Source organism: uncultured Oscillibacter sp. (assembly GCF_900546705.1).
Lineage (GTDB): Bacteria > Bacillota > Clostridia > Oscillospirales > Oscillospiraceae > Oscillibacter.
Map to the genome: position 1 here is coordinate 1 of NZ_URDP01000053.1, position 11568 is coordinate 11568.

Annotated in this window: 11 protein-coding genes, 3 tRNA genes and 1 pseudogene; 5 read left to right on the forward strand and 10 right to left on the reverse strand. The window is 59.7% G+C overall.

Annotation, left to right across the window (positions count from 1 at the left end; genetic code table 11):
* Positions 1-362: 362 nt before the first annotated feature.
* The 5 genes from QZS13_RS09290 to QZS13_RS09310 all read right to left on the reverse strand — a co-directional run bounded on the left by QZS13_RS09290 (position 363) and on the right by QZS13_RS09310 (position 4239).
* Positions 363-1943, reverse strand: coding sequence for a peptide chain release factor 3 (locus QZS13_RS09290; RefSeq protein WP_295588244.1), 1581 nt, complete (start codon positions 1941-1943; stop codon positions 363-365).
* Between the two features lie 154 nt (positions 1944-2097).
* Positions 2098-2745 (reverse strand): aspartate/glutamate racemase family protein, encoded by a 648-nt coding sequence (locus tag QZS13_RS09295; protein WP_295588246.1) that lies wholly within the window; start codon positions 2743-2745, stop codon positions 2098-2100.
* Between the two features lie 15 nt (positions 2746-2760).
* Entirely contained in the window at positions 2761-3645 is an 885-nt protein-coding gene (locus QZS13_RS09300) for a YitT family protein (protein ID WP_295588249.1), read from the reverse strand.
* 83 nt (positions 3646-3728) lie between these two features.
* Complete coding sequence (locus QZS13_RS09305) at positions 3729-4025, reverse strand: sigma-70 family RNA polymerase sigma factor (RefSeq protein ID WP_295588252.1); 297 nt, start codon at positions 4023-4025, stop codon at positions 3729-3731.
* The gene (locus QZS13_RS09310) at positions 4006-4239 is read right to left on the reverse strand and encodes a hypothetical protein (RefSeq protein WP_295588254.1); all 234 of its coding nucleotides are present in this window, start codon (positions 4237-4239) and stop codon (positions 4006-4008) included. Before QZS13_RS09310 ends, QZS13_RS09305 begins: the two co-directional genes overlap by 20 nt.
* Before the next feature lie 278 nt (positions 4240-4517).
* Here QZS13_RS09310 and QZS13_RS09315 point away from each other — a divergent pair.
* The 3 genes from QZS13_RS09315 (at position 4518) to QZS13_RS09325 (ending at position 5654) form a co-directional block, all read left to right on the forward strand.
* Positions 4518-4593: transfer RNA gene (locus tag QZS13_RS09315), tRNA-Thr, on the forward strand.
* Between the two features lie 10 nt (positions 4594-4603).
* Positions 4604-4688: transfer RNA gene (locus QZS13_RS09320), tRNA-Tyr, on the forward strand.
* Positions 4689-4901: 213 nt separating this feature from the next.
* Positions 4902-5654 carry an XRE family transcriptional regulator gene (locus QZS13_RS09325; protein WP_295588257.1) on the forward strand — a complete coding sequence of 251 codons (753 nt, stop codon included), beginning with the start codon at positions 4902-4904 and terminating at the stop codon, positions 5652-5654.
* 40 nt (positions 5655-5694) lie between these two features.
* Here the strand turns inward: QZS13_RS09325 and QZS13_RS09330 are convergent, their stop codons facing one another.
* Positions 5695-6429: an elongation factor P 5-aminopentanone reductase gene (locus QZS13_RS09330; protein ID WP_295588259.1), complete on the reverse strand. Its 735-nt coding sequence runs from the start codon at positions 6427-6429 to the stop codon at positions 5695-5697.
* A 111-nt stretch (positions 6430-6540) separates the two neighbouring features.
* Between QZS13_RS09330 and QZS13_RS09335 the strand changes: the two genes are divergently transcribed.
* A tRNA-Val gene (locus QZS13_RS09335) sits at positions 6541-6617 on the forward strand.
* Positions 6618-6822: 205 nt separating this feature from the next.
* On the opposite strand, the gene QZS13_RS09340 is transcribed toward QZS13_RS09335, so the two are convergent.
* Both QZS13_RS09340 and QZS13_RS09345 read right to left on the reverse strand, forming a co-directional pair.
* The gene (locus tag QZS13_RS09340) at positions 6823-8001 is read right to left on the reverse strand and encodes an aminotransferase class I/II-fold pyridoxal phosphate-dependent enzyme (protein WP_295588261.1); all 1179 of its coding nucleotides are present in this window, start codon (positions 7999-8001) and stop codon (positions 6823-6825) included.
* Between the two features lie 29 nt (positions 8002-8030).
* The gene (locus QZS13_RS09345; protein WP_295588263.1) at positions 8031-9482 is read right to left on the reverse strand and encodes a sodium:alanine symporter family protein; all 1452 of its coding nucleotides are present in this window, start codon (positions 9480-9482) and stop codon (positions 8031-8033) included.
* A 274-nt stretch (positions 9483-9756) separates the two neighbouring features.
* Between QZS13_RS09345 and QZS13_RS09350 the strand changes: the two genes are divergently transcribed.
* Entirely contained in the window at positions 9757-10569 is an 813-nt protein-coding gene (locus QZS13_RS09350) for a helix-turn-helix domain-containing protein (RefSeq protein WP_295588265.1), read from the forward strand.
* A gap of 115 nt (positions 10570-10684) precedes the next feature.
* On the opposite strand, the gene QZS13_RS09355 is transcribed toward QZS13_RS09350, so the two are convergent.
* Together QZS13_RS09355 and QZS13_RS09360 are read right to left on the reverse strand one after the other, a co-directional pair.
* Complete coding sequence (locus QZS13_RS09355; protein WP_295588267.1) at positions 10685-11083, reverse strand: F0F1 ATP synthase subunit epsilon; 399 nt, start codon at positions 11081-11083, stop codon at positions 10685-10687.
* Positions 11084-11568: pseudogene (locus QZS13_RS09360) on the reverse strand (F0F1 ATP synthase subunit beta); the annotation flags it as partial.

Sequence of the window (11568 nt, forward strand, 5' to 3'; positions counted from 1 at the left end):
AGCGCCACCTTGCCAAGGTGGAGGTAGCGAGTTCGAGCCTCGTTGCCCGCTCCAGGAAAAGAGGACATCCGGTTTTGGATGTCCTCTTTATTTTTTGTCAGCGGCAGAGAACGAGCAGCCTCCACCGGCGCCGCAGGCGCGTTAAATCAGAGGTGCGGCAGGGTTCCTGAAAATGGCCGAAGGCCGTTTTCGGGATGCCGGTGACGAGTTCGAGCCTCGTTGCCCGCTCCAGGAAAAAGAGGACATCCGGTTTTGGATGTCCTCTTTATTTTTTGTCATGGGCGAACGGCGCTGCCTCCACCCGCGCCCTAGGCGCATAAAAAACGGGAGCCATGGATTTCCATGGCTCCCGTTTTTCACTTTTATACGGACAGGGAGTCCGCCAGCACCAGACCGGGGTTGTGCTTGGTCAGGAAGCCCACGGACCACTCGCCGCCGAAAGCCACCAGCAGCCGGCCCCGGAAGTCCTCCAGAATGGCGGAGCCGGTGCATAGCACCAGGTCTTCCGGCTTGCAGGGACACTCCGTAATGAGCCGCAGGTGATCGTAGGGCAGGCCGTTCATGTAGAGTTCCACGCCGTACTCGCTCTTCATTCGGTACTGGAACACGTCGAACTGCAGCGTGCCCACCACGCCCACGATGACCTCCTCCAGACCGGCGCCGGGGATTTTGAAGATCTGAATGGCGCCCTCCTGGGCAATCTGCTCCGTGCCTTTGATGAACTGCTTGCGCTTCATGGTGTCCTTGGGAGAGACCCGCATGAAATGCTCAGGCTCGAAGGTGGGGATGCCGGAGAAGCGGAACTTCTTGCCCGGCACGGTGATGGTGTCGCCGATGGCAAACAGGCCCGGGTCAAACACGCCGATGATGTCCCCGGCGTAAGCCTCGTCCACGATCTCCCGCTCGGCGGCCATCATCTGCTGAGGCTGGCTCAGACGCATCTTCTTGCCGGACTGGACGTGGTAGTACTCCGCGTCCCGCTGGAACTTGCCCGAGCAGATGCGCATGAAGGCCAGGCGGTCCCGGTGGGCCTTGTTCATGTTGGCCTGAATCTTGAAGACGAAGGCGGAGAAGTCCGGGGAGAACACGTCTACCTCGCCCTGATCGGATACCCGGGGCAGGGGGGCGGTGGTCATGCGGAGGAACTCCTCCAGGAAGGGCTCCACGCCGAAGTTGGTGAGCGCGGAGCCGAAGAAGACGGGGGAGAGAGTACCGCTGCGGACGGCCTCCATGTCAAACTCCCGGCCGGCCCCCAGCAGTTCCACTTCCTCCTGAAGCTGCTGCCAGCGCTTTTCGCCGATCATCTCGCCCACAGCGGGGTCGTCCAGATCCACCTCCGTGGAAGAGGCCTTGCGGCCCCGCCCCTCGGCGGAGAAGAACAGAATCCGCCGCTTTTCCCGGTCGTAGACGCCCTGGAACTCCTTGCCGGAGCCGATGGGCCAGTTCATGGCGTAGGTGTCGATGCCCAGTTCCCGCTCCACTTCCTCGCAAAGCTCCAGCGGGTCCCGGCTCTCCCGGTCCATCTTGTTGATAAAGGTGAAAATGGGGATGTGCCGCAGGGCACAGACCTTGAAGAGCTTGCGGGTCTGGGGCTCCACGCCCTTGGCACCGTCGATGACCATGACGGCGCTGTCGGCGGCCATGAGGGTGCGGTAAGTGTCCTCGGAGAAGTCCTGGTGGCCGGGGGTGTCCAGAATGTTGATACAAAAGCCGCTGTGCTGGAACTGCATGACAGAGGAGGTAACGGAAATGCCGCGCTGCTTTTCGATCTCCATCCAGTCACTGGTGGCGGCCCGGGCCCGCTTGCCCTTGACCTCGCCGGCCTGGGCGATAGCTCCGCCGTAGAGCAGGAATTTTTCCGTCAGGGTGGTTTTACCGGCGTCCGGGTGGGAGATGATGGCGAATGTCCGCCGCCGGGAGATTTCTTCTTGTAGGGTTGCCATAGCATGACCTCCATACGGGCCGGGAAAGCCCCTGCCCGGAATTTTACAATAACTAGTCTAATTTACCATAGAATATACCATTTTGCAAGATTTCCCCGCCGGGAGGGAGAAAAAAGTTCCCTTCCGGCGGGCCGGAAGGGAACGGGCAGTCAGATTACGGCGCCTGCAGCCGGGCCAGCATCTCCGATGCCGGATCGATGAGGGGGAGGCTTGTCCGGGCAGCCAGGGCTTCTTTGAAGTAGGGGAAGTGAGTGCATCCCAGCACCAGCGCCTCCATGCCGCAATTGGCGAACCAGTTTGCAAGCTCCGCCAGATGGTGGCGTTCCACCAGCTCCTCCGGCGGCAGCGCTGCCTCAATGGACAGCACTACCGGCAGCATGGCGGCGCTCAGGGTGTCCAGCGTGGGATTGGCCTCCAGCAGCACCCGCTCGATGCCGGACAGGCCCTGAGCGTTGGCGGCGATGAAGGCCAGGGACCGGTACCGGGGGGCCAGAGCCCGGTAAACCTCCAGCGGGGTCACGATCCGCATGCCGGTCTCCCAGGCCAGTACGGGGAAGTCCACCGACGCCGACAGAGAATTGCAGTACACAAAGGCCTTCTGACACCCTTCGGCCTGGGCCTTTTGCAAAACGGCCAGGACGGTGCGGTGCTTGTCTCCCGGAGAGGAGATCTGAAACGCGGTCTGCTCCCGGGGATTGGCGGAGATGGGAAACGGGACGCCCTGCGCACCGGCTTCCGCCAGCACATTGACGCCCATCTGGGTGTCCACGGGGGTACCGGCTAAAACAGCAATGGGTTCCATAGTAGTGCCTTCCTTTCAGCCCAGCCTGCGCTGGAAATTTCCGTAAATCCGGGTGCCCTCCTGGGTGGTGACGAAGGCGTGGGGGTCCATGGTGTGGACTGCGTGAATGAGTTCTTCTATCTCGAATTTGGAAAGGCACACGCACAGCACATGGACGCCCTCGCCGGTGTAGGCGCCGGTTCCGTTCCAGTAGGTGACGCTGCGGCCTAGCTGCTCGATGATGAAGCGGGCCATGGCATTTTCGTCGCCCTTGGTAAAGATCAGCGCCTGGACGCTGACATTTTGCTGGTGAGTGCGGTCCAGCACCATAGAGGTGAAGAAGTTGTAAATGACGGAATAGATGGCCACCTGCGGAATGAAGAGGATCAGGCAAGCGGAGTACAAGAAGGCGTTGAAGCCCAGGGAGAATTTGCCCACGGTCACATGGCTGCCCCGCTTGCTCAGGCACAGACCCACAATGTCCAGTCCGCCGCCGCTGCCGCCGCAGGTGAGCACAATGCCGCTGCCCACGCCCGCCAGAATGCCGCCCAGGAGACACGCGGTCAGGTAGTCATCCACAATGGGGGCGGCGGGAATGGGAATGATGCTGTAAAAGAAGGAATAGGAGGCCGTGCAGATCAGGGTCTTGATGACAAAGGGGCGGCCCAGCGTCTTGTAGGCCAGCAGCAAAATGGGAATGTTGAGGATGAAGTACAAAATGCCGGCCACGTCATAGGCGCCGAAGCTGATGCCGAGGTACGTCTGTGCCAGCGTCCGCATCAGCTGGCACACACCCATCAGTCCGCCGGTGTACAGGTTCAGGGGAACAATGAACAAATTCAGGGCCAGCGCGGAAATGAGCTCGCCAGCCACTGCGGCCACCAGCCGCAGGCCACGGTTGTGCAGCGTGTTGTAGATCATGACGAATCCTCCAGCAGTGTATTCGGATGCTCTTGTATAGATTATACGGGTTTGCAGGGAAAACCACAAGAGGGAAATGGACGCTAAAAGCTGTAGCGCAGGGCCTGGTAAAGCCGGCTCTTGGCACGCTGAAGCGTGCGGGAGACCGTGGAGCGGTGGATGCCCAGCTGCCGGGCGATTTCCGTCATGTTCATCTGCTGCTCGAAAAACAGCGTGATAACCTGCTGCTGCCGCGGTGTCAGAACCTGCTGCCGGGCCAGGCGGAGGTTCCGGTGCAGGCGCTGGAGCTGCTGGGCGTTGTCCTCGCTGTTCTCCTGCTCCCACACGGTCAGATCCGCCAGAAGCTGCTTACCCAGACGCTTAGATTGTATATTGTTCATGCTTGTGATAGCTCCTGTCGTAATAGCGGGCGGTCAGCTCCGAGAGCACCCGCATCTCCCGCACCAGCGGGTCCAGTGCCGCAATGCGGCTTTGCAGGCAGCGGGCCGTCTCCGGGTCTCCGGCGGCGCGGATTTGGGACCGCAGCAGTGCTACCCGCCTGCGCAGCAGCGCCTCGCTGCGGGCGTACTCCGCCGACATCTCCAGAAGGGTCATAAAAACGCCTCCCCTCCGCGGGTGTGGCGGAAAGGGGCCAGTTCCGAGCGGGCGAAGTCCACGAGACAGTCCGGACAGACGCAGCTTCCGTTGCAGTACCAGTATTCCCAGCCGGCGGGGATTTCCCGCCCGCACAGGGTACAAAACAGGGGATGCCGCCAGCGGCGGCGGAAATTTTGCGGCAATATGGCTCCCTCCTCAAAAAACACGAAAAAAATGTGAAAATCCTGTTGACAAAACCCCTGCCATCTGGTAAGATAAACCCTGCTGTTGGATCTGCTGGTGTAGCTCAGCTGGTAGAGCAGCTGATTTGTAATCAGCAGGTCGGGGGTTCGAATCCGTCCACCAGCTCCAAATTTCATATGGGGGAATTCCAGAGCGGTCAAATGGGGCAGACTGTAAATCTGTTGCCTTCGGCTTCGGTGGTTCGAATCCACCTTCCCCCACCACGACGGAGTAAGGCATGGCTTTACTCCGTCTGTTTTTTTATCCGGCGACGAAACGAGCTCCTGAGACAAGAATCTTGTGAACAACTATACGGTATCACAAGTTTCTTGTTATGTCAATAGAGCATTACAAGAAACTTGTAAAAATAATTGACAAATAACAAAAACTCAGATAGGATAAACTTAAAGTGATTTTTCAAGGAAAGGGTGCGTCACATGGCTTTTGGAGCACGTGTCAAGGCCCGGCGGGAGGCACTGGGTCTGTCCCGGACGGAGCTTGCCCGGCGGCTGGGGATTTCCCCGTCTGCTGTGAGCAACTATGAGACCGGCGTCAGCTTCCCCAAGGAGGAAGTGATGCTGCGGCTGTTTGACTGCCTGGAAACGGACCCCAATGAGCTGTTTCAGGACAGTTTCCGGGGCGGGGCACAGGTGCTCTCCCAGGGGGAGCGGGCGCTGGTAAAGAAATACCGGGACCTGCCGCCTCAGGGCAGGGAGGCGGTGCGGACCGTGGTGGACGCCCTGTGCGCCTATCAGGACGAGGTGGAGGAGAGCCGGCCGGAACAGGAATCCCGTCTGATTCCCCTGTACCGGTGCCCGGCTGCTGCCGGCTATGCGGCCCCGGTGTTCGGGGAGGATTTTGATTACATCCCCGTGGAGGACGACGTGCCCCAGGCGGCGGAGTTTGCCGTCCGCATCCAGGGAGACTCCATGGCGCCTTACATTGCCGACGGACAGCTGGTCTATGTAAACCGGGACCCGCTGAAGGCAGGGGACGTGGGCATCTTCTGTGTGGATGGGGACATTTTGTGCAAGCAGTACTATAAAGATCCCCTGGGAACGGTGTATCTGTTCTCCCTCAACCGGGCCCGGGCGGATGCCGACGTGGTCATGACGGCGGGCAGCGGCCGGACCTTGGCCTGCTTTGGCCGGGTGATCTTTCACGCACCGCCTCTGCCGGGAAGGCAATAAGAAAACCGCGCTGCCTTTTGGCAGCGCGGTTTTTATGCGGTCATACGGTGAAGCCGCCGTCGGCGGTGAGAATCTGTCCGGTGATAAAGGATGCCTGGGGAGAGGCCAGGAAAGCCACGGCCTGAGCCACCTCCTCCGGGGTGCCCAAACGGCCCAGAGGCGTCTCTTCCGCCAGGGCACGGCAGGTCTCCTCTCCCAGGGCGCGCATCATGTCCGTTTCGATGCAGCCGGGGGCCACGGCGTTGACCCGGATGCCGGAGGGGGCCAACTCCATGGCCAGAGAGCGGGTCAGCCCTACCAGGGCGGACTTGGTGCAGGCGTAGGCCACTTCGCAGGAGGCGCCCCGCAATCCCCAGATGGAAGAGAGGTTGACGATGCATCCGGCCTTTTCCGAGAGCATGTGGGGCAGTACCGCCAAAATCGTGTTCCGCGCCCCGGAGACGTTGACGGCAAAATACCGCTCCCATGCCTCGTCGCTCAGATCCTGGAACTGCTCCTGGGAGGAAATGCCCGCATTGTTGACCAGGAGCGTGACCGGTCCCAGAGTTTGCTCCGCGGAGTGCACCATGTCCTCCACCTCTCTCCGGACGGACACGTCCGCCGCTGCGGCCATGGCGGCATGCCCCTGGCTTTGCAGCTGTCGGACCAGCGATTCCGCGGCCTCGTGATTTCGGTGATAGTTGATGCACACGCCGTATCCCTCCCGGGCCAGCTGAACGGCGATGGCGCGGCCGATGCCCCGGGATGCGCCGGTGACCAGTGCGACTTGCTTCATGGAGTGCCTCCTTGAATGTGTTTGCGTGCAGTATAGCAAAAAAAATAAAAAAGTGCAAGAAAGGTGTTGACAAAACCGGGGGATTTGTGTATCATATACACGTTCCGCTTCGGACGATTAGCTCAGCTGGCTAGAGCACCTGCTTGACGTGCAGGGGGTCACAGGTTCGAGTCCTGTATCGTCCACCAGTTAAAATCCTGAAACCGCAATGGTTTCAGGATTTTCTGTTTTTCTGCCCGATGTCTGTAAATGAAAAATACGATAACAATACGACAGATTTCAGGAAGGCGACGATACTTAGCATTTGAGAAAGCAAAAAAGGAACCGTTTCGTAAGAAACGGTTCCTTTTTTTCGGACAGATCCTTTTTGGCGACTGTGGAAGACGTGGAAAGTCAGTCAAAAACCTTCAGGGCATTTTCAAAGTCTGCCACCAGATCGTCGGCATCCTCAATGCCTACGGAGACGCGGATCATACCGGGGGTGATGCCCATTTTCCGCCGGGTCTCGTCCGGCACGCCCATATGGGACGAGGTGACCGGGTGGCTCAGCGTGGTGTGCAGGCCGCCCAGCGTCGGGGCATAGCGGGGGAAGTGCAGAGTAAGCATGAACTGGTCAATCTTCTCCAGATCCTCCGGCACAATGAAGCTCAGCATGGCACAATATCCGTTTTTGCCGAACATCCGATCAGCCAGCGCCTTCTGGGGATAGTCCGGCAGGCTGGGGTGATTGACATGGGCGACGTGGGGATTTTTGGCCAGGGCGGCCGCCAGCTTTTCCGCCGTGTGCATGGCCTGGGGCAGACGGAGAGAAGCCGTGTTGATACCCCGGTGGATGAGCCAGGAGCTGAAGGGATCGCCGGGGGTGCCCAGCAGCATAGCCACCGGCTGGATCTTGTCGCACAGTTCGGCGGAGGCGGTGATGGAGCCGCCAATGGCGTCGCTGTGGCCGTTGAGGAACTTGGTGAGGCTGTTGATGACGATGTCTGCACCGAAGTCCATGGGGCGGATGGCAATGGGCGTGGTGAAGGTGTTATCCACCATCAGCAAAGCGCCGTTTTCGTGGGCAATGTCCGCAGCTGCCCGCAGGTCTACCAGCGTCAGGGTGGGATTGGAGAGGACCTCGGAATAAATGAGCTTCGTCTCGGGGCGTACGGCCTGCCGGATGGCCTCTGTGTTCTGATAGTCCACAAAGGTGACCTCCACGCCGCATTTGCTCAGAATCTGCGTCATGACCGAAAAGGTTTCGCCATAGATGTTGGCGTTGCAGATCACATGGTCCCCCTTCCCCAGCAGTGTCATAAGGGTGCTGGTGATGGCGCCCATACCGGAGGAGAAGATCAAAGACGCCTCGCCGCCCTCCAGGCAGGAGATGACCTCTCCCAGGGCGGTGCGGTTGGGGTTGCGGGTACGCACATAGGTATAGCCCTTGGTGGCATAGGTCTCCTGGACCTCCTTGAACCCCCGCATGGTGAATGCCGTGGTCATGAAGCAGGGAATGGTCTCGGGGGCCATGTTCATGCCCCGCACGGTTTCACCGCTGTACAGTGCCTCGGTGATATGTGAAAACTCCATGGAAATGCTCCTTTCGTTTTTTGCAGAGTTTAGTGTTTGGCGGTATCTCTCGGGTCGTCTTCATAGAAAATATGGAAGTTCGGGTCTACTGTCCCGACCCCCAGATACCGCGCCTTGTAGTCGTTGAGCAGCCGGATAAACACGCCGGACAGTCCGATGAGCGCAATCACGTTGAAAAATGTGGGCAGCACCGTTACCACGTCGATCATGGCCCAGTACAGGTTGGGCCCCTTTCCGGACAGAACGATCAGTGATACCACAATGATGTTGGGCCAGGGGAAAATGATCTTGAAAATCAGCGTCAGCCGGTCCCGCAGCTTTTCGTTGTGCCGGAAGCCGTGGGCGATGAGAGAGCAGTAATAGGTGAACCAGCCGGTGGTCGTGGTGATGCCGAACAGAACGGCAATGACGCCGATGAAGTACAGGCCCATCTGTCCGAATACGCTCTGGAAGGCGGTGATGGTCAGGGTGACGGAGGTGAGTCCGCTGGTCCACGTGCCCGTGCTGAGGATAGCCAGGGCGGTGATGGTGCTCACCAGCACGGTGCTGACAAACACCTCAATGGCACCCCAGAGACCCTGCTCTACCGGGTGGGGCGTATCCGCCGCCGCGTGGATCATGGGAGAGGAGCCCTGGCCGGCCTCGTTGGAGTTGATAGAGCGGGCAATGCCCGTGCGGATGACGGTCATCACGCCGGCACCCACAAAGCCGCCTGCGGCGGCGGAGCCGGTGAACGCGTCGTGGAATACCGCCTGAATGACACCCGGCAGCGCCCGGAAGTTGACAGCGATGAGCACGATGCCGCCGAAGAAGTACAGAAGGCACATGAACGGAACCAGCTTGCTGGCAAAGCTGGCGATGCGGGGGACGCCCTTCCAGGTGATGTAGAATACAAACAGGGAGTAGACACAGGCGAACGGGATCATGGGGATATGAAACGTAGCGTTCAGCGCCTCGGCAATCGTAAAGACCTGGTTGCCGGAGAAAGCCGCCAGCATGAAGGCTACGCCGAAGCACCAGGCGAGGATCTTGGCCCACTTGAAGCCCTTCTGCTCACCCAGGCCCCGCTCGATGTAATAGGACGGGCCGCCGTAATAGTTTCCGTGGGAATCCGTGCAGCGGTAGTAACAGGCCAGGGAGACCTCTGCCACCTTGACGGTCATGCCGAAGGCCGCCCAGGCCAGAATCCAGAACAGGGACCCCGGTCCGCCCACGGCAATGGCGGCGGCCACGCCGCCAAGGGACCCCACGCCTACGGCGCCGCCGACTGCCACGCAGATGGCCTCAAAGGGGGAAACCTTCCCGGCACGCTTCTGGCCGGAGGACTTCATGGACCCCAGTGTTTTTCCGAAGATCATGCCGAAGTAACGGAATACGAAGAACTTGGAACGGACGGTGAGCAGAATACCGCACCCCATGATTGCCACAATCATGGGCGGTCCCCATAAAAACGAGCCGATGTTACTGATGATTTCCTGCATACGCTTTCCTCCCTCAAAAAATGGATGCCGGGGACGCGCCTTCAAAATAGACAACGGTTAAAAAGACGCGGCCGGTGTCTTTGTGAGATTACTGTAACATTGAAGCGGTCCATAGGGTCAATTGCCGGGCTGTGGATCAATCTGTTCATATTTTTTGGCGTTTTTGTGGCTTGTGCACAAGCGTTTGGCGAAAACCTTTCAGTCCTGTATAGACTTTCTTTCCGGGATTTCCTATAATGAACTTGACTTTGCACAGACCAAGGAGGCGCGGAGATTGAAAGACCGGTATACCATCGGAGAGGTGGCGGCCCTGCTGAACATTTCGCCCCAGACCCTGCGCTTTTACGATAAGAACGGCGTGGTGGTCCCCTACTGTACGGATTCCAAAACGGGCTACCGCTATTACAGCTACGATCAGATCTGCTACATCAGCCGGGTGAAGTATCTCCAGCAGTTCGGCTTCAGCCTGGAGGAGATCCGGGATGCCCTTGCCGCCAACGATACCCGTCGTTTCCGCACATTTTTGCAGCGGCGGCGGGAGAGCTTGCAGGAGGAGGCCCGGCGTATCAGCGACCTGCTGGAGGATCTGGACTGGTATATCGACTACTACGGCTATCTGGACTCCCATGACTACAGCGGCCTGCCCTATCGCCAGCAGGAGCCGGAGCGGTATCTGCTGGCTGAGCCCATCCGGCCCGGAGAGGATATCTATGGGACGGCGGGCAAGCGGCTGACGCAGATGCAGCACAGCGGGCAATTTGCCGACGCGCACTTCCTCCGCTGTCACGGCTATCTGCTGGATTTCCATGCTCTCCTGGACGGGAGAATCCTGCCGACACACTACTTCGTCTATCTGCGCCGGCAGCCGCCCATGCAGCATCCGGACTTGATTACAATTCCCGCCGGACCATATCTTTGCATGCAGGCCCGTATTCTGGCAGAGCCTTTTAACGGTCGGGCCCTGCGTCCGTATTTTCGGAATGCGCGGTCGGTGCCATTGGTTCTGGCCAATGAGTACGAAGATAATTTTACCAGTTTCAGGGACTGCGTCTATGAGATCCAGATCCAGACAGGCCCCGGATTTTGATAAGGCGGGGGCCTGGGCGGGATATATAAAAACAGGAACAGCGCCTCGGATAGAGGCGCTGTTCCTTCTATTTAAACGAGAACTGCGGACTGTCTCCCCCGGCAGAAAGCAGTTCTCAGCGACGGGTTTTCAACCGGGCCATGGCCCGGGCCAGGGCGGCCTTGGAGTGGTAGTACTCGTGGATACTCTGCTTCTGGCGCAGGCGCTCTTCGGCCCGCTGCTTGGCAGCTTCGGCACGCTTGCGGTCAATCTCCTCCGGGTGCTCGGCAAAGCCCACCAGCAAGATCACGTAGTCCGGCTTGACTTCGGCAAAGCCGGCGCCCACGGCGGCAGGCTCCCACTTGCCCTCTGTCTTATAGCGCAGCTCGCCGGGCTCGATGGCGGTGACCACCGGCTCGTGCCCGGGATAGACGCCCATCTCGCCGTCCACGGCGGGAAAGATGATGGCTTCGGCGGGGCCGATATAGAACTGGCGCTCGGGGGTGATGATCTCCAGATAGAAGGTGTCCGCCATTTACACCGCCCCCATCTTCTTGGCTTTGGCAATGACTTCGTCCACGTTGCCCACGTTGCTGAAAGCCGCCTCGGGATAGCGGTCCAGCTCGCCGCCCAGGATGGTCTCAAAGGAGCGGAGGGTATCCTCCAGCTTTACATAGCGGCCTTCCAGGCCGGTGAACTGCTCAGCCACGGAAAAGGGCTGGGAGAAGAATTGCTGCACCCGGCGGGCACGCTCCACGGCCTTGCGGTCATCCTCGCTCAGCTCCTCCATGCCCAAAATGGCGATGATGTCCTGGAGCTCCCGATAGCGCTGGAGCAGCTCCTGGACGCCCCGGGCGATCTTATAATGGCGCTCGCCCACCACTTCCGGCTCCAGAATGCGGGAGGTGGACTCCAGGGGGTCCACGGCGGGGTAGATGCCCTGCTCCACGATCTTGCGGGAGAGGACGGTGGTGGCGTCCAGGTGGGCGAAGGTGGTGGCGGGAGCGGGGTCGGTCAGGT

What these genes read in the sequence shown, in the direction of transcription:
- QZS13_RS09330 (WP_295588259.1), bottom strand. Translation starts at nt 6,429, where the DNA reads ATGAAGCAAGTCGCACTGGTCACCGGCGCATCCCGGGGCATCGGCCGC.
- QZS13_RS09355 (WP_295588267.1), bottom strand. Translation starts at nt 11,083, where the DNA reads ATGGCGGACACCTTCTATCTGGAGATCATCACCCCCGAGCGCCAGTTC.
- QZS13_RS09340 (WP_295588261.1), bottom strand. Translation starts at nt 8,001, where the DNA reads ATGGAGTTTTCACATATCACCGAGGCACTGTACAGCGGTGAAACCGTG.
- QZS13_RS09290 (WP_295588244.1), bottom strand. Translation starts at nt 1,943, where the DNA reads ATGGCAACCCTACAAGAAGAAATCTCCCGGCGGCGGACATTCGCCATC.
- QZS13_RS09300 (WP_295588249.1), bottom strand. Translation starts at nt 3,645, where the DNA reads ATGATCTACAACACGCTGCACAACCGTGGCCTGCGGCTGGTGGCCGCA.
- QZS13_RS09345 (WP_295588263.1), bottom strand. Translation starts at nt 9,482, where the DNA reads ATGCAGGAAATCATCAGTAACATCGGCTCGTTTTTATGGGGACCGCCC.
- QZS13_RS09310 (WP_295588254.1), bottom strand. Translation starts at nt 4,239, where the DNA reads ATGACCCTTCTGGAGATGTCGGCGGAGTACGCCCGCAGCGAGGCGCTG.
- QZS13_RS09295 (WP_295588246.1), bottom strand. Translation starts at nt 2,745, where the DNA reads ATGGAACCCATTGCTGTTTTAGCCGGTACCCCCGTGGACACCCAGATG.
- QZS13_RS09325 (WP_295588257.1), top strand. Translation starts at nt 4,902, where the DNA reads ATGGCTTTTGGAGCACGTGTCAAGGCCCGGCGGGAGGCACTGGGTCTG.
- QZS13_RS09305 (WP_295588252.1), bottom strand. Translation starts at nt 4,025, where the DNA reads ATGAACAATATACAATCTAAGCGTCTGGGTAAGCAGCTTCTGGCGGAT.